Annotated in this window: 14 protein-coding genes; 8 read left to right on the plus strand and 6 right to left on the minus strand. The window is 73.1% G+C overall.

The genetic code is table 11. The annotated features are described in order from the left end of the window. On the plus strand, positions 1 to 2,569 hold a 2,569-nt coding region (lnt, locus tag AC6EXY_RS18550; protein WP_499842375.1), incomplete at its 5' end, for an apolipoprotein N-acyltransferase. A gap of 122 nt (positions 2,570 to 2,691) precedes the next feature. Here the strand turns inward: lnt and AC6EXY_RS18555 are convergent. Continuing rightward, complete coding sequence (locus AC6EXY_RS18555) at positions 2,692 to 3,042, minus strand: RNA polymerase-binding protein RbpA (protein WP_101833638.1); 351 nt, start codon at positions 3,040 to 3,042, stop codon at positions 2,692 to 2,694. 96 nt (positions 3,043 to 3,138) lie between these two features. Here AC6EXY_RS18555 and AC6EXY_RS18560 point away from each other — a divergent pair, with 96 nt between their 5' ends. From AC6EXY_RS18560 to AC6EXY_RS18570, 3 genes are all read left to right on the plus strand, one after another. After that, the gene (locus tag AC6EXY_RS18560) at positions 3,139 to 3,558 is read left to right on the plus strand and encodes a hypothetical protein (protein ID WP_101833637.1); all 420 of its coding nucleotides are present in this window, start codon (positions 3,139 to 3,141) and stop codon (positions 3,556 to 3,558) included. A gap of 123 nt (positions 3,559 to 3,681) precedes the next feature. Then, positions 3,682 to 4,146 (plus strand): peptide-methionine (R)-S-oxide reductase MsrB, encoded by a 465-nt coding sequence (gene msrB, locus AC6EXY_RS18565; protein WP_499817390.1) that lies wholly within the window; start codon positions 3,682 to 3,684, stop codon positions 4,144 to 4,146. Between the two features lie 189 nt (positions 4,147 to 4,335). Next, positions 4,336 to 4,839 (plus strand): DUF4262 domain-containing protein, encoded by a 504-nt coding sequence (locus AC6EXY_RS18570; protein WP_499817389.1) that lies wholly within the window; start codon positions 4,336 to 4,338, stop codon positions 4,837 to 4,839. Positions 4,840 to 5,484: 645 nt separating this feature from the next. On the opposite strand, the gene AC6EXY_RS18575 is transcribed toward AC6EXY_RS18570, so the two are convergent. The 4 genes from AC6EXY_RS18575 to AC6EXY_RS18590 all read right to left on the minus strand — a co-directional run bounded on the left by AC6EXY_RS18575 (position 5,485) and on the right by AC6EXY_RS18590 (position 10,122). Continuing rightward, positions 5,485 to 6,003 (minus strand): GNAT family N-acetyltransferase, encoded by a 519-nt coding sequence (locus AC6EXY_RS18575; RefSeq protein ID WP_499817388.1) that lies wholly within the window; start codon positions 6,001 to 6,003, stop codon positions 5,485 to 5,487. An 86-nt stretch (positions 6,004 to 6,089) separates the two neighbouring features. Beyond that, positions 6,090 to 6,989: a phosphotransferase gene (locus AC6EXY_RS18580; protein WP_101833098.1), complete on the minus strand. Its 900-nt coding sequence runs from the start codon at positions 6,987 to 6,989 to the stop codon at positions 6,090 to 6,092. 191 nt (positions 6,990 to 7,180) lie between these two features. Then, positions 7,181 to 7,999, minus strand: a complete 819-nt coding sequence (locus AC6EXY_RS18585; RefSeq protein ID WP_499817387.1) for a class I SAM-dependent methyltransferase — start codon at positions 7,997 to 7,999, stop codon at positions 7,181 to 7,183. Between the two features lie 173 nt (positions 8,000 to 8,172). Beyond that, positions 8,173 to 10,122, minus strand: coding sequence for a DNA polymerase (locus AC6EXY_RS18590; RefSeq protein WP_499817386.1), 1,950 nt, complete (start codon positions 10,120 to 10,122; stop codon positions 8,173 to 8,175). 421 nt (positions 10,123 to 10,543) lie between these two features. Here AC6EXY_RS18590 and AC6EXY_RS18595 point away from each other — a divergent pair, with 421 nt between their 5' ends. The 3 genes from AC6EXY_RS18595 (at position 10,544) to AC6EXY_RS18605 (ending at position 13,704) form a co-directional block, all read left to right on the plus strand. Further along, positions 10,544 to 10,699 (plus strand): hypothetical protein, encoded by a 156-nt coding sequence (locus AC6EXY_RS18595; protein ID WP_499817385.1) that lies wholly within the window; start codon positions 10,544 to 10,546, stop codon positions 10,697 to 10,699. A gap of 169 nt (positions 10,700 to 10,868) precedes the next feature. Next, on the plus strand, positions 10,869 to 11,192 hold the full coding sequence (locus AC6EXY_RS18600; protein ID WP_499842380.1) for an FDXHR family putative zinc-binding protein: 324 nt from the start codon (positions 10,869 to 10,871) through the stop codon (positions 11,190 to 11,192). Beyond that, positions 11,140 to 13,704: a DEAD/DEAH box helicase gene (locus AC6EXY_RS18605; RefSeq protein WP_101832103.1), complete on the plus strand. Its 2,565-nt coding sequence runs from the start codon at positions 11,140 to 11,142 to the stop codon at positions 13,702 to 13,704. Before AC6EXY_RS18600 ends, AC6EXY_RS18605 begins: the two co-directional genes overlap by 53 nt. On the opposite strand, the gene AC6EXY_RS18610 is transcribed toward AC6EXY_RS18605, so the two are convergent. Beyond that, positions 13,682 to 16,195, minus strand: a complete 2,514-nt coding sequence (locus AC6EXY_RS18610; protein WP_101832102.1) for a diguanylate cyclase domain-containing protein — start codon at positions 16,193 to 16,195, stop codon at positions 13,682 to 13,684. The genes AC6EXY_RS18605 and AC6EXY_RS18610 overlap by 23 nt on opposite strands. A 284-nt stretch (positions 16,196 to 16,479) precedes the next feature. On the opposite strand from AC6EXY_RS18610, the gene AC6EXY_RS18615 reads away from it, so the two are divergent. Beyond that, a complete protein-coding gene (locus AC6EXY_RS18615; RefSeq protein ID WP_101832101.1) occupies positions 16,480 to 17,115 on the plus strand; it encodes a response regulator in 636 nt (211 codons plus the stop codon). The last annotated feature ends 148 nt before the right edge of the window (positions 17,116 to 17,263 follow it).

Raw genomic sequence — 17,263 nt, forward strand, 5'->3', positions numbered from 1 at the left:
TCCGATCTCCACCGACGACACGACCGACATCGCAACGGCGGGGGAGCGGGCCACCCGCCGCACACGACGCCGCGCCACCCTGCGCCGACGCACCCCACCCGCCCTGACCGCCCTCGCCGCCGGCGCACTGCTCTACCTCGCCACCCCACCCGTCGGCGCCTGGCCCCTCGCACCGCTCGCCATCACCCTGCTCACCCTCACCGTCCGCGGCCGGCGCCCCCGCGCCTCCTACGCCCTCGGCCTCCTGTTCGGCCTCGCGTTCTTCCTCCCCCTGCTGCGCTTCGTCTCCTTCGTCGGCGCCGACGCCTGGATCGTCCTCGCCCTCGCCGAAGCCGCCATCCTCGCCCTCGTCGCCCCCGCCACCACCCTCGCCTGGCGCCTGCCCGCACCCTGGCTGTGGACCGGCTGCGTCTGGACCGCCCAGGAAGCACTCCGCGACCGCGCACCCTTCGGCGGCTTCCCCTGGGGACGCCTCGCCTTCACCCAGTCCCACAGCCCCCTCACACCCCTCGTCGCCGTCGCCGGCGCCCCCACCCTCACCGCCGTCGTCGCCATCCTCGGCGCCCTGCTCGCCCTGGCCGCCCTGCACACCACCAGCGCCGCGCGCACCCTCACCGCCACCCGCCGCACCCGCCCCGACACCACGACAGACACCGACACCACCGCCCGCCCACCACGCCGCGCCACCCAGACCCGCCGCATCGCCACACCCCTGCTCAGCGCCACCGCCCTCACCCTGACCGGCCTGCTCGTCCCCCTGCCCACCGGCGCCGAACACGGCACCCGCACCATCGCCGCCATCCAGGGCAACGTCCCCGCCGACGGCGGCATCCACGCCCTCGGACGCGCCTTCCAGGTCACCACCAACCACCTCACCCAGACCCGCCGCCTCGCCGCCGACGTCCACGCCGGCCGCCGCCGGGCCCCCGACCTCGTCCTGTGGCCGGAGAACTCCTCCGACCTCGACCCCCTCACCGACCCCACCGTCGCCACCGCCCTGCGCGACGCCGCCCGCACCGCCGGCGCACCCCTGCTCGTCGGCGCCGTCCTCGACGGACCCGGCCCCGGCCACGTCCGCAACGCCGGCATGATCTGGACCGCCGACGGCTTCACCGGCCAGATGTACGTCAAACGCCACCCCGTCCCCTTCGCCGAATACCTCCCCGGCCGCGCCCTGCTCACCACACTCATCAGCCGCTTCGCCGAGGACATGCCCAGCGACTTCGTCCACGGCACCACCGTCGGCGCCCTGCACACCGCCGGCACCACCATCGGCGACGTCATCTGCTTCGAAGTCGCCTACGACAGCCTCGTCCGCGACACCGTCGACCACGGCGCCGAACTCCTCGTCATCCAGACCAACAACGCCTCCTTCGGCCGCAAGGGCGAAAGCCAGCAACAACTCGCCATGAGCCGCCTGCGCGCCGTCGAACACGGCCGCGCCACCATCCAGGTCTCCACCAGCGGCCAGAGCGCCCTCATCGCCCCCGACGGCACCATGCTCGCCACCACCGGCCTCTACGAACCCGGCATCCTCACCGCCACCCTTCCCCTGCGCACCAGCCGCACCCTCGCCGACCGCGCCGGCGACCTCCCCGAGGCGGTGCTGATCGCACTCGGCCTAGCCGCCATGATGGCGGGAGTGATCCGCCGCCGAACCCGCACCGACGACACGACCCGTGCCGCCCACCGGGCCGGACAGACGGACCAGGGCCCCGATCAGGAAAGGAACCGCGTGGATCTCCACCGCGTCGTCGTCTGCGTCCCCACCTACAACGAGCGGGACAACCTCCCGGACACCGCCCGCCGCCTGCGCGCGGCGAACCCGACGGTCGACCTGCTCGTCATCGACGACGCGAGCCCCGACGGCACCGGGAAGATCGCCGACGACCTCGCCGAACACGACAAGCAGATCCACGTCCTGCACCGCACCGGCAAGAACGGACTCGGCACCGCCTACGTCGCCGGCTTCACCTGGGCCCTCAACCACGGCTACGACGTCATCGTCGAAATGGACGCCGACGGCTCCCACCAGCCCGAACAGCTACCCCGCCTGCTCGCCGCCCTCGACCACGCCGACCTCGCCATCGGCGCCCGCTGGGTACCCGGGGGAGAGGTCCGCAACTGGCCCCGGCGCCGCCTGCTGCTCTCCCGCGGCGCCAACCTCTACGTCCGCGCCGCCCTCGGCATACCGCTGCGCGACGCCACCGCCGGCTACCGCGCCTACCGCGCCGACGTCCTGCGCGACCGCGACCTGGCCCGCATCGCCTCCCAGGGCTACTGCTTCCAGGTCGACCTCGCCTGGCAGGCCTGGCGCTCCGGCTTCCGCGTCACCGAAGTACCCATCACCTTCGTCGAACGCGAACGCGGCACCTCCAAGATGAGCAACGCCATCGTCGCCGAAGCCTTCTGGCGCGTCGCCCTGTGGGCCGCCACCCACCGCCGCCGCACCCCCACCCCCCGCCCCACCAGCACCAACGCGAGCGCCACCACAAACGGCGCCACCACCAGCCAACCCGCCCCCAGCGCCGACCAGCCCAGCACCCTCACCACCGGCAACGGCCGCTGACACCCGCCCGGCGACACCCCACCCGCGGGCACGCCAAAGGGTCGGGCACGCACAACCACCCGTGCCCGACCCTCACCGCCCGCGGCCACCCGGCCGCGATACACCTCAGACGCTACCGACCCTCAGGCGCTACGACGCCCCTCACCAGTGCCCCGCAGCACCGCCAGCCGCTCCGCCAGAACCTCCTCCAGATCATCGGTGGTCCGGCGCTCCATCAGCATGTCCCAGTGCGTCCGCGGCGGCTTCGCCTTCTTCGGCTCCGGCCGCTCACCATCCACGATCACCGACGCCCCACCACACACCCGGCACTCCCACACCGACGGCACCTCCGCCTCCGCGGCGAAGGGCATCGTGAACTGGTGCCCGTTGGGGCAGTCGTAGGACGCCGACTGCCGTGGGGCAAGCTCGGTACTGCGGTCAGTCTCGTAGGACACCGCACCGAGACGGCTTCCCCGCAGGATGCGCTCGCCCATATAACTCCTCCGAGCGTCGAGTCGTGTGCAACTACCCCTCGACAACGTTCTGGCCAGCCGAGACGTTCCCGCCCCGGAAGGACCCCTAACACAATCATGAACACAGCGCGCCCGCGCCCCACCCGCAGCCGCCGCACCCTGCACACCACCACCCTCGGCCTCACCCGCTGCGCCGTCGGCGTCCTCATCCTCACCCGCGCCGTCGACACGCTGCGCCTCACCGGCGCCGACCGCGTCACCGCCACCCACCTCGCCTGGGTCGCCCGCCTCGCCGGCATCCGCGACCTCGCCCTCGGCGCCGGCCTGCTCACCGCCCAGGCCACCGGCCGCGACACCCACACCTGGCTCTGGGCCGGAATGCTCGCCGACGCCGCCGACGTTTCCGTCTTCGCGACCTCCACCGCCCGCGGCCACCTCCCACCCGCCCTCGGCACCGCCATGGCCACCGCCGCCCTCGGTGGCGCGGCCGCCGCCACACCCCTACTCACCCGCCCCCGCGACACCGCGGGGGAGTGACCCACCCGAACCCCCACCACCCGACAAGCCACAGCCCGCCGGTCACACCACCGCAACACCTGACACCGGGCCACGCCACCGGGAAACACCCGCGGCGACACCCCACCGAAAGGACACCACGCCATGACCCACGCCGACCACACCCCCGGCAAGGTCACCAAGACCGACGAGCAGTGGCGCGCCGAGCTCACCCCCGGCAAGGTCACCAAGACCGACGAGCAGTGGCGCGCCGAGCTCACCCCCGACCGATACGCCATCCTGCGCCAGGCCGCCACCGAACGCCCCTTCACCGGCGCCTACACCTACAACAAGGAAACCGGCCTCTACCGCTGCGGCGCCTGCCGCGCCCCCCTGTTCACCTCCGACACCAAGTACGACTCCGGCTCCGGCTGGCCCAGCTTCTACCAGCCCACCGACACCGACGCCGTCGAACTCGTCGAGGACACCTCCCACGGCACGACCCGCACCGAAGTCCGCTGCGCCCGCTGCGGCAGCCACCTCGGCCACGTCTTCGACGACGGACCCGCCCCCACCGGCCAGCGCTACTGCATGAACAGCCTCGCCCTCGACCTCGACACCACCCCCTGACCGCCCCGCGTGGAAGCTACCGGGCCGCCGTAGGACAGGCGCGGCGCCGGTAGCCCACACCGGCTGGCCCGCCGCGCCCAACCAGCTGCCATGGGGGAGCGGACCGACCCGAAGCGGCACCCCAAAACTGTCGGTGCCCACCCATAGCCTCTCCCGGGCAACCCACCACCACGCCCGGGAGAAGCCCCGATGGACCTCCAGACCTGGACCGACCAGGACAACGCCTGGATCCGCCGCACCATCGCGCGACGCGGCTGGGCCATCCGCGCCGTCCTCGCCGAACCCACCCATGACGAACCCGACTACGCCTACACCATCGGCCTCACCGCCCTCCACCACCCCGAACTCATGATCGCCGGCCTGCCGCCCACCCACGCCGCCACCCTGCTCAACCACCTCGGCGACCGCATCCGCGCCGGCGACCCACCACCACCCCACACCCCCCTCCCCGCGCACACACCACCCCAACGCCACTACCTGCTCACCCTCCCGCCCCACGCCAGCGACGAGCTCCTCCTCGACGCCAACAGCACCTACCAGCACCCCGACGGCCCACCCGTCCCCGCCTACCAGGTCATCTGGAGCGACCCCACCGGCCGCCTGCCCTGGGAACACGGCTGCACCAGCCCCGCCACCCACCAACCCCTCGCCGCATCACCCCCTCGAGCACCCGGGCCGGGCACGCAGTTGTGATCCCCGCGCCCATCCGGGCGAGGTCGACCTCCCAGGCCGTGACCAGCGTCGACTCCGACGAACCACGACACATCGACGCGCTCAACCCCACTCTCCCACCGCGCCGATAATGCACATTATGTAAAGTAAGCCGGGTCGGAGGCGGCCGGATCCGATGTCCACATCAGATCCGGCCGGTCATGCTCGCGAGATCGTCGTCGACCGTGATCCAGAAGGCGGGTCGGTGCCCGGGTGCAGGTTTGTGATCTTCATTTAGTGATCATGATAGTTGGTGTCGTCAACGACGTGGACTACCGCCATCACGCCTCCGGCCCGGCGCGGATGTGCCGGGCCCGTCGACATTCGGCCGCGGGCATTGCGCGCGGCGGTGTGGAACCGCGCGAGCCGGCCCACCAGCCAGACCTAAGATGATCAAGCTGCGCCCGCTCCCCCGGGTGCTCGGTGTTTGGTCTTTTTTGATCTTGTGCGGTAAGACGTCGTCAACAGCGTTGATTATCTTGATGGGAGAGAGGGGTGATCCTCGCCGGTGTTGGCGGCGAGGACGTGGAGACCTCGACGAGGTGCTCACCCGCGGGCGGCGCTCGCACGTGGACCAGAAGGCCGAGACCCACACGGCGGCGAACGCCGCCCTCATCGACGCGCAGATCAGCCGAGCGTCCGCCGGTACCGCACATCACGCACCATGAACCCGCCCACGCGTTCGTCCCTGGTGCGACCATCCGGTTCCCAGCCCAGCCGAGAGTAGAAACGGCTCGCGCGGGCGTTGCTCTCCAGGACCCACAACGTCGCTGACGCGAAGCCGGCCACGCCGAACGTGCGCACCGCCGCCGCCATCAGCTGACCTCCAACACCCCGCCCCCACACGGCCGGGAGCACGTAGAACGAGGCGACCTCGCCCACCCTGGTGGGATCCTGGTCGAGGTCCTCGGTGGGATACAGGGACGCGAAGCCGACCACCTCACCGGCGTCGTCGGCGACCAGAACACCCCGGGCCGGCCACGCCGCCTGCCGCACGGCCGCCGTCCACCGCGGCACCCGCTGCGCCGGACGCAGCCCGTCGAGCAGCGACTGTGCCAACAGCCCCCGATAGCCAACCTGCCAGGACAGCACATGCACCTCGGCGACCCGCTCAACATCACCGACGCCAGCCGGACGAACAAGCACACCACGATCATCACACCGTGGCATCCGATGGTCCGCCAACCAGCAGATCGATCACCGAAGAGCTAGATCACCGATCTACGCTGGTGTCAAAGGCCCTTCAGGACACGATCGAGTGCCGACCGGCCTGCGGGCCCCCAGTGCGGCTTGCCGCCGGACAGGCCACGGTCCCCGTTCTGGCCCATCAGCATCAAGAACAGACTCTTCATCGCGGCCAGCCCGCGCGCCCGTCGCACCGTCGCCTCGTCCGCCTGCGCGTAGCTGCCGAAGAACCGCGAGGCGCCTCCCGCGGGGAGCAGCAGCCAGGCGGCCGCAAGATCCCACGCCGGATCGCCGGCGACGACCGCACCGAAGTCGACGATGCCCGCCAGCGTGCCATCCGCGATGACGACGTTCGCGGGATGCAGGTCACCGTGCACCCACACCCGTGGGCCCTGCCACTCGGAGGCCGCCACCGCGTCGTCCCACACAGCCCGGATGTCGTCCTCGGTGAAGCCGCCGAGGTCCACGGACCGCAGGAAGTGCTCGAACCCCCCTGTGCACTGCTTGGGGTGAGCGCCGACGTCCACGGCGTCCGGCGCCTCGGCGGGCGCCTCCACATGCAGCGCGGCGAGAAAGGCCGCCAGTATGTCGGCCGCGTGGTCGCCGCGGGTGATCGAACCCTGGTCCAGGGGCGTGCCTTCCACCCATGTCATGACCGTCCAGATCTTCGGGAATCGCTCGGACGGTGTCCCGCTGCGCACCGGAGTCGGGATCGGAAGCGGCAGACGTGAGGCCAGCTGCGGCAGCCAGCGGCGTTCCTTGAGTTGTAGATCGGGGCTTTTGTCCATCCGCTGCATCCGCACGGCCAGGTCGTCCCCGAGGCGCCACATCTGGTTTCCCCAGCCGCCCACCACCTCACGGATGGGCAGCTCGGCCAGGTCCGGATGCTGCTCCCGCAGCAAGTCACGGACCAGATCTTCGTTGATCTCCATCTCGGACTCGATCATGGGGGTCACGGTAGTGAGGCGCGCGTGTTCCTCAAGGGCCGAAGCCAACCGAGGATCATGGAGTCCAACGCCCACTCTCGGTCACGATCGACAGGGTTGCTCGCGGGAATACAGGTCAGTCGAACACACGACTCTGCCAGTCTCGACCCCCGAGACGCCGGGGGTTCGGCGCCCGTGGCGGGCGGTGGGCGTCACGGCGCCGCGGGCAGGTGGATGAGCAGTTCGCCGTGCAGGATGCTGATCCAGCCGTCGGGGTGCGCGGCCCACTCCCGCCAGGCGTCGGCGATCTCGTCGAGGTCGGCGCGGGTGGCCAGGCCGCTGTCGAGGAGCTGGTCGGTGATGGCCGAGCCGGAGATCCGCTCGGCCCACATGCCGCCCCACTCCCCCCGCGACTCGGGGTCGGCGTAGCACCAGGTCGACGAGGTGACGGTGACCGTGGGAGCGCCGGCGGAGTGTGCCCAGGCGAGCAGGTGGCGGCCCGCGTCCGGTTCGCCGCCGTTGGCCCGGGCGGCCGCCTGGTACAGCGTGTGCCAGCGGTCGAGCCCGGGCAGCCGTGGGTACCAGGCGAAGCCGCTGTAGTCGCCGTCGCGGACGGCGACGACCCCGCCGGGACGGCAGACGCGCATCATCTCGCGCAGTGCCGCCACCGGGTCGCTCAGATGCTGCAGTACCTGATGGGCGTGCACGACGTCGAAGGAGTCCGACGCCAGGTCCAGGTGGTGGACGTCGCCGACGAGGTAGCGCGCCGTGTGCGCCCCGCGGCGCTCGATCTCCGCCCGGGTGGTGGCCAGCACCGCCTCGGCCGTCTCGAGGGCGGTGAGCTGGCCGGGGGCGATCCGCTCGGCCAGGCCGGCGGTGATGGTGCCCGGGCCGCTGCCGATGTCCAGCAGCCTCAGGCCGGGGCGCAGGTGCCCGAGCAGGTAGGCGGCGGAGTTCTCCGCGGTACGGGTGCGGTGGGACCGAAGCACGCTCTCGGCGTGCCCATGGGTGTAGGTGCCGGTCGGTGTCATAGCTCGACAGTAGCAGCATTCTCAGAATACGAGAATGTATTCTCATATTCTGAGACAAACGAGGGGCGCCCGGCGATTCCGTCAACGGCGTTGATTATCTTGGTGTGGCGCGGGCGCAGCGCCGCGTGCCGGCGGGCGGGTCGTTCGGGCGGGGGGTCGGGAACGGCCGCGGGTCAGTGGGGGGTGTCGGACCAGCGCAGCACGACGGCGACGTCGGCGACCAGGCGCACGCCGCTGCCGGCGGCCCAGTAGGCGGCGGTGGCGGCGAGAGCCCGGTGCAGCAGGACGCGGGCGGCGTCGGCGTGCGCGGCGGGGACGTGCAGAAGCAGCTCGTCGTGCAGGCAGAGCACGATCTCGCCGGCGAGGGCGGGCAGTCCGGCGCGGACGGTGGCCGCCCACGCCTTGAACAGCTCGGCGGCGGGGCCCTGGATGACCGCGTTGCGCGCGAAGCGGCCGCGGGCCAGCTCCGGGACGACCGCAGTGGCGGGCGAGGGCGAGGGGGTGTCGTCGGGGGCCGCGGGGTCGGTGAGCGCGGTCGGCGCCGCGGCGGGTGGGCCGGCGAGGGCGGCCAGGCGCAGCCGGCGGCCGCCGTAGGTGCGCAGGTCGCGGCCGGCGCGGCCGGCGGTGTCGGCGTCGTCGAGGTAGGCCAGCGCGGTGGGGTAGGCGCGGCGCATGCGGCGCAGGGCCTCGCCGGCGGTGCCGGTGGTCTGGCCGTACATGGCGGCGAGCATCGCGACCTTGGCCTCGGGGCGGTCACGGCCGAGCTGGGCGGCGACGGGGGCGTACATGTCGTCGGCGAGGGTGGCGGCGCGCAGGGCGGGGTCGCGGGAGACGATGGCCAGCACGCGGGGTTCGATCTGGCCCAGGTCGGCGCGGACGAACACCCGGCCGGGTTCGGCGACGACGACGGTGCGCAGGTCCGCGGGCAGGTTGTGCAGGCCGGCCTGGGCGGTCATCCGCCCGGCGCCGCCGTCGCTGGCATGCCAGCGCCCGCGCAGGCGCCCGTCGGCGCCGACGTGGGTGTCGAGCCAGCGGTGGCCGTAGGTGGTGGCGATGCGTTCGGCACGGCGCCAGTCGAGCAGTGCGCCGACCACGGGGTGGGCGGCGCGCAGCGGTTCGAGGCGCCCGGAGCGGGTGTCGGGGACGTCGATGCCGACGGAGCGCAGCCCGGCCCGCACGGCGGTGGGGTTGCGCAGGTCGACCGGGCGGGGCAGGTGAGCAAGGACGGGGGCGTCGCGGCGGGCGCGGGCGGCCGACTCGTCGGCGGGGGTGCGTGGGGGTGGGCCCACCAGGCCGGTGAGCAGGGTCTGCGCGGCGGCGCGGGCGACGGGCAGCCCGTCGCGTTCGAGTTCGCGGGCGAGCAGTTCGGCGGCCGACTCGGCGTGGGCGGTCAGGACGGGCAGCGGGGTGTGGCCAGGCAGTGCGCGGGCGTCGCCAAGGCCGCGCAGTGCCGCCTCCTGGTGTGCCTGGACGCGCAGCGCCAGGGCGGCAAGGGTGCCGGCGCGACGCAGCGCCTCGTCGGGGGTGGCGGCGCGGGCCAGCCAGCCGGTGTCGAGGTGGCCCTCGGCGTCCAGTGCGGCGCCGGACGGCGCGGCACCGTCCACCGGGGCTGGGGTCGCGGGCGGCCCGGCGCCGGGCAGGTCCTTCGCCGCGGTGTCCCACAGGTCGAGCTGGCCTGGGACGCCGCGGGAGCGGTGCGGGGAGGACGGTGCGGGCGGCTCGGGTCGGCCGGTGGCGGCGGCCCACACCGCGCCGGGGTCGCCACGCCGGCCGCCGTGCAGCAGGCGGTGGACGGCGCCGAGGTCCCAGCAGGCGGCGAGGCGAACGCCGGCACCGAGCGGGATCTCGGCGGCGGGCCGCGCCGCCCACCACACCCAGCGTGGCGCGACCCGCCGTTCGATCTCGGCGAGCAGCCACGCCGTCTCCCCCGGCTCCGTCCGTATCCACAGCTCCTGGACCTTCTCCGCGGGGGGCCGCGGGGACCAGGCAAGCGCGAACCCGCGCGGCGGCCCCGCGGGCACGACGAGGGCGAGCATCCGACGGGGGCCGTCGAACGCGGCCCACAGCCGGGCGAGCGGATCGTGGGCAGGGTACGGGTGGGCACGGCCCTGCACCGACGTCATAACGCGATTCTCGCCGCCGGGTCCGACAGTCTGTGTGGGCGTGCGGCTCCCCCGGACGCTGACCGTCCTCGGCATGTTGGCGATCATCGGCGGGCTGGTCGGGCTGGTCGGGCTGGTCCACGTCCTGCGGATGCGGGTGCTTCTGGCGCGCCTCCCAACGGTCGGCGCGGCCGTGCAGGTTCGCGTCCGTCGGCGGGGGCAACGGCCAGCCGACGCTCGTCCTGTGGCCGCCCCGAGCCACCGGACGACGCGGACCACGCCGGCGGCCGGGCGTAATACGGCCCGCGGCTGTCGCCAGGCGGGCCGTATGACATGGTGATGACGCCGGTGATTCCCGTCTGGCGGTGGGGGGCCGCTTGCGGACTGCGATGGTGCGGCCGTCTGGAGCGTCGGGGGCCGGCGCTGGGGAGGGGTCGTCGCCGTGCCCGCGACGATGGAGCTGTTCTGGGCGCGCCCCGTGCGCATCCCGCCGCCGCGCCGCTACCTGGCGCGCCGCGTTCTCGGCGAGGATGGCGCGCGCACTGCGGGCAGGACGGAGGACGGCCGTGAGGACGGCCCGTGCGACATGACCGGCTGACCGTCCTCGCCCCCGGCACCGGCCGCGTCGCGCCCACTGGACGCGACGCGGGAAAGCGGAAATACCCGCGCTGGAAACCTGGAGCGGTGACAATCCCCGACGGGGAGCCGAAATGCGCGCGGGGGGTGGACTCATCATGGCGGGGCGGGACATCGACTACGAGCGCCCCATGCTGATCAGTTGCGGTGGGTGTGACGTCCGGTGGACGGCGTTGACGGCCGCGCACTGCCGGGCCTGCCACGCGACGTTCGCGGGGACGACCAGCGGCTTTGACGCACATCGGGTGAACGGCCGGTGCGAGCCGCCGCCGCGGGTGGGTCTGCGCGAGGATCGCGGGTACTGGCTGGTCGACGGTGAACGGCCGCCGGGGCGGACCCTGCGCGCCTCCCCCGCCGCCCGGGCGGGTGCTTCCGGCGGCGGTCAGGCACGATCGAACAACCATGACTCTCACCGACCACCTTCCCGCCCCCGCGCCGGCGTCCCCCGAGCCTGACCCGGACTTCCTTTTCGACGCGTTCGCCGCCTGGGTCGGCGAGCAGGGCCTGGAGTTGTATCCGGCCCAGTCGGAGGCGCTCATCGAGATCGTCACCGGCTCGAACGTGATCCTGGCCACGCCGACCGGGTCGGGCAAGAGCCTGGTGGCGGCGGGCGCGCACTTCGCGGCGCTGGCGGGCGGGCGGCGCACGTTCTACACGGCGCCGATCAAGGCGCTGGTGAGCGAGAAGTTCTTCGCGCTGTGCGCGATGTTCGGTGCGTCGAAGGTCGGGATGATGACGGGCGACGCGTCGGTGAACGACACGGCGCCGATCATCTGCTGTACGGCGGAGGTGCTGGCGAACATCGCGTTGCGTGACGGGGTGGCGGCCGACGTCGGCCAGGTGGTGATGGACGAGTTCCACTACTACGCCGATCCGGATCGGGGCTGGGCGTGGCAGGTGCCGCTGCTGGAGCTGCCGCGCACCCAGTTCGTCCTCATGTCGGCGACGCTCGGCGACGTGTCGATGTTCGAGGCGGACCTGACCCGGCGCACCGGGCGGCCGACGGCGGTGGTGCGCTCGGCGCAGCGTCCGGTGCCGTTGTTCTACCGGTTCGTGACGACGCCGTTGCACGAGACGATCGGTGAGCTGCTCGAGACCCGGCAGGCACCCGTGTACGTGGTGCACTTCACCCAGGCGCAGGCGTTGGAGCGGGCGCAGGCGCTGATGAGCGTGAACGTGTCCTCGCGTGGCGAGAAGGACGCGATCGCGGCGGCGATCGGCGGGTTCCGGTTCACCGCCGGGTTCGGGAAGGTGCTGAGCCGGCTGGTACGCCACGGCATCGGGGTGCACCACGCGGGGATGCTGCCGAAGTACCGCCGGCTGGTGGAGCAGCTGGCGCAGGCGGGGCTGCTGAAGGTGATCTGCGGGACGGACACGCTCGGGGTGGGCATCAACGTGCCGATCCGCACGGTGGTGTTCACCTCGCTGTCGAAGTACGACGGGTCGAAGGTGCGGCTGCTCACGGCGCGGGAGTTCCACCAGATCGCCGGCCGGGCGGGCCGGGCCGGCTATGACACGGTCGGCAACGTGGTGGTGCAGGCACCGGATCATGTCGTGGAGAACATGAAGGCGCTGGCGAAGGCCGGGGATGATCCGAAGAAGCGGCGCCGGGTGGTGCGCAAGAAGCCCCCCGAGGGCACGGTCGGCTACGGCGAGCCGACGTTCGACCGGCTGATCGCCGCCGAACCGGAGCCACTGACCAGCCAGTTCACGGTGTCGCACGCGATGCTGCTCAACGTCATCAACCGGCCCGGGGACGCGTTCGCGTCGATGCGGCACCTGCTCACCGACAACCACTCGGACGCGGCGACGCAGCGCCGGCTGATCCGCCGTGCGATCGCGATCTACCGGGCGCTGCTGGCGGCCGGGGTGGTGGAGCGCCTGGACACCCCCGACGAGCTGGGCCGCAGCGTGCGGGTGACGGTGGATCTGCAGCTCGACTTCGCGCTCAACCAGCCGCTGTCGCCGTTCGCGCTGGCGGCGCTGGAACTGCTGGACCCGGCGGCGCCGCAGTACGCCCTCGACGTGCTCAGCGTGCTGGAGTCGACGCTGGACAACCCGCGCCAGGTGCTGCACGCCCAGCTGCAGAAGGCCCGCGGGGAGGCGGTGGCGGCGATGAAGGCCGAGGGGATCGAGTACGACCGGCGCATGGAGCTGCTCGACGAGGTCACCTACCCACGCCCGCTGGGCGAGCTGCTGGGGGCGGCGTTCGAGACCTACCGCCGCGGTCATCCGTGGGTCGGTGACTACGAGCTGGCGCCGAAGTCGGTGGCGCGGGAGCTCTACGAGCGGGCGATGACGTTCGCCGAGTACGTGTCGTTCTACGGGCTGGCCCGCTCGGAGGGGCTGCTGCTGCGCTACCTGGCCGACGCGTACAAGGCGCTGCGGCACACCGTTCCCGAGGACGCGCGCACCGAGGAGCTCGCCGATCTGACGGAATGGCTGGGCGAGCTGGTCCGCCAGACCGACTCCAGCCTGCTCGACGAGTGGGAGCAGCTGCGCGACCCGGCGGCGGGTGACGAGGCCGCCGCGGCCGCCGTCGGGACGGCGGCGGGCGGTCCGCCGGCGGTGACGCGCAACCTGCGGGCGTTTCGGGTGCTGGTGCGCAACGCGCTGTTCCGCCGGGTGGAGCTCGCCGCGCTGCGCCGCTATGACCTGCTCGGCGAGCTCGACGGACCGGCGGCGGGCGGCGAGGGCGCGCCCGCGGGTCCGGTGTTCGACGCGGACGCCTGGCGCACGGCCCTGGAGGGCTACTACGGCGAGCATGACGAGATCGGCACCGGACCGGACGCGCGAGGACCGGCGATGCTGCTGCTGACCGAGGACGGCCCGGTGTGGACGGCGCGGCAGATCTTCGACGATCCGGCCGGCGACCATGACTGGGGCATCAGCGCCGAGATCGATCTGGCCGCCTCGGACGAGGCCGGGGTCGCGGCCGTGCGGATCATCGCCGTCGACCGCCTGTGAGCGGCCCCGCCGCTGGTCCGCCCGGTGGCCCCCGCCCGCCGGGCGCCCGAGCCCCGGAGCGGGGCGCGTCGGCGTGGGGGGTGCCGAGGTGGGGGGTGCTGTGGCCGCGGGCGCGGGTGATACCGAGGGCGACCGCCCGGCGGACGTCGTCGGGTCCGGGCAGGTCGGCGGCGATGATGTCGACGCGCAGCGCGCGCAGCATGCCCAGGAGGCCGGCGCGGACGGTCACGTCGCGTGCGGTGAGGTGGGGTGCGATCCACGTGGCGGTCATCTCCGCGGTGAGGATCACCGTCTCGACCGGCAGGACGCGCAGCAGGTCCAGATAGGCGTCGGCGAATCCGAATCCGGACAGGCACAGGCCGACGCCGTGGTCGTGCAGCCGGCCCGGCCAGCGCAGGTCGACGGGGTCGGTGCCTGGTTCGGCGCCGATGAGTTCCACGACGAGGTCGCCGGTGCGCAGCGAGCCGTCAGCGCGTGCCCCGGCGATCGCGGTGACGAAGGTGGCGGGCAGGGGCACGGTGGCCGGGACGGGCAGGTACACGGGTGGCGGGGTGTCCCCGCCGCGCAGCCGGGGCAGGTCGGCGCAGACGCGGCGCAGGGTCGCGAGGGTGAGGGCGGGCAGCAGGCCGCCGCGTTCGCTGGCCTGGACCAGGGCGACGGCCGGCATGTCGCCGTGGGCGGGTTGGCACCACCACAGCTCGGCCTGGCTGGCGACGGGGTGCCCGCCGGGCAGGTCGACGATGGGCTGGTAGCGCACGACGAGCTCGCCGTCGCCCGGTTCGCCGCGCAGCGCGCGGGTCAGGGCGAGCCGCGGTGAGCTCGCCGTGGCGGCGGGGGATCCGGCGGCGGGCGTGGCGCGTTCGATGCTCGGGTCGTAGATGGTGAGGCTGCCGGTACCGGCGGCCTTGGCCGCGTACATCGCCGCGTCGGCGCGGTGCAGCAGCAGCTCCGCCGACAGCTCCTCGACCGCCTGCGCCACCACCAGCCCGACGCTCGCGCCCACCCGCTGGCGGGATCCGGACAGCAGCACCGGGGCGCGCAGGGCGGTCAGGATGCGGCTGCCGACGGTGGCGGGGTTGTCCCCACCGGGGGCGAGCAGGATCGCGAACTCGTCGCCGCCGAGGCGGGCGACGGTGTCCCCCGACCGCACCGCGTGGGTCAGGCGGCGGGCGGTCACCTGCAGCAGCCGGTCCCCCGCCTCGTGGCCGAGGGTGTCGTTGACACCCTTGAAGTCGTCGAGGTCCACGTAGAGCACGGCCAGCGGGTCGCCGTCGCGCAGCTGGTCGGAGAGGGCGACCGTGAGGCGCTCGCCGAACAGCGTCCGGTTCGCCAGGCCCGTCAGGGGGTCGTGGAAGGCCTGGTGGCGAAGCTGGCGCTCGCTGCCGTGCAGCCGGCGCAGCAGGCCGATGTTGTCAGCGATGATCAGCATCTGCCGGCCCAGGCCGAGCACGAACAGGCCGAACAGGCCGATGACGTCGACGACGTCGGGCCCCGCACCGTCGAGGACGTCGAGGACGCCGACCAGCCCGGCGACGATCAGCGGAAGCAGGGGCAGCAGGGCATACGCCCAGCGCAGCGTCAGGTCCCGCCGGCCCGCTCCGATGGTCTCGGACGGGTCGGCGGGGCGCCCGGGCCGGGGGCGCACGGGTGTCAGGCAGGCGAGCAGCAGGCACCAGGCGCCGACGGTCCACAGGAGCTCGGTCGACGGTGGGGAGGCGTGCCCGCGGGTGACGGCGGCGGTGACCCCGAGGAACTGCACGCTGATGAGCGTGAGTCCGGTGCCGAGCAGGGCGAACCCGACCGGCGGCGTCGGCCGCCGGAAGATCCACAGCACCAGGACGGCGCACACGACGACCAGGTTCGCCGCGCAGATCGTCAGGGTGGCGACGAGGTGCTCGACGTCGCCGGCGGCCGCGTCGATCACGTCGCGCAGGACGAAAACCCAGGCCAGAGCCCCGATCGAGCCGACGACGAGCAGGCCGTCGAGCAGGGTCGTGAGCCACCAGTTGCCGCCGAGTGTCGTGCGGACGTGGTGGGGGCCCTGCGGGTGCGCGGGATAGAGGAACAGCACGAGCAGGGCGAGCGCCGTGGGGATGACGTAGGCGATCTGGCCGTAGCTGAACGGCACCGGGCCGGTGAACACCGTCACCGGTGGCGGGACGGCGACGGTGTAGATGCCGGTGACGGCCATCACCAGCGCGGGCGTGGCGAGCGCCAGACGCCAGCGCCGGTGCCGGCCGGGCAGGCCGTGCCCGGTGCGCACGCAGGCCACGGCGACGGCGAGCAGCATCAGGGCCGTGACCGCGCGGCCCGCCAGGATGCCCGAGGTTCCCGGCAGCGTGACGAACAGCGCCACGGTGGCGGCGAGGCTGGCCGCGGCCGCGGCGAACCAGCGCCAGGACGGCCGGACGTCGGACGCGCGGGGTCGGGCCGATGGGGCGGCGCGCTGCGCGGGACCCGCCGCGCCCACCTTCGCATCCGTGATGATCACCTCGTTTCGGCCGGTGGACGGCGTGCGTCGTCGGGCCCGCGACCGGACCTCTCCTTTCCGACGTTCCCCCCTGGGACCACAGGACCAACACTGCGAGATGGCACAACTACGCACCGCGAGGACTTCTGCGGTCCGTGGCGCGATCACCGCGCGACGTGGCCATCGCGGTGGGGATGCGGGGGCTGGCGCGGGGTGGGCACGCACACCGCACGGACGGGCCCCTGCCGCCGGTGTCACCCGTCGATGTGGGCCGGGGTGGGCGTGGCGGGCGGTATCGTCACCGTGTGAGTACCGTACGGGTCTTCCTCCTGGATGACCACGAGATCGTCCGTCGGGGGATCCGCGAGATGCTCTCGGAGACCGCCGATGTGGAGGTCGTCGGCGAGGCGTCCACGGCCGCCGAGGCGCTGCGGCGCATCCCCGCCACCCGTCCGAACGTGGCCGTGCTCGACGCGCGGCTCGAGGACGGCAACGGCATCGACGTCTGCCGCGACCTGCGCTCGGCGCACCCCGAGATCGGCTGCCTGATCCTGACGTCGTATGACGACGACGACGCCCTGTTCGCCGCGATCATGGCGGGGGCCGCCGGGTATCTGCTCAAGCAGATCCGGGGCACCGACCTGGTCGGGGCGATCCGCACGATCGCCTCGGGGCGGTCGCTGCTTGATCCGGCGGTGACCCAGCGGGTGCTGACCCGGCTGCGGGACGGTCCGACGGAGGACCGCAAGCTCGCCACCCTGGGCGAGCGGGAGCGGCAGATCCTCGTCCTGATCGCCGAGGGCCTGACGAACCGGCAGATCGCGGGCCGGATCCACCTGTCGGAGAAGACCGTGAAGAACTACGTCTCGGCGATCCTGGAGAAGCTGGAGCTGTCCAGCCGCACCCAGGCCGCCGTCTACGCCACCCGCATCGACAAGTAGCGTCCGTCGTCGCCCGCGTGCCGGCCGGTGAGCCTGCCGGTCGGCCGCCGGCCAGAGCGGCACCCGGAGCGGGGTTGATCATGGCGGCGCCACGCCGTCAACATCGTTGATTATCTTGCTGACGAGACGGCGCGAAGCCGGGACGTCG

Source organism: Frankia sp. RB5 (assembly GCF_059816245.1).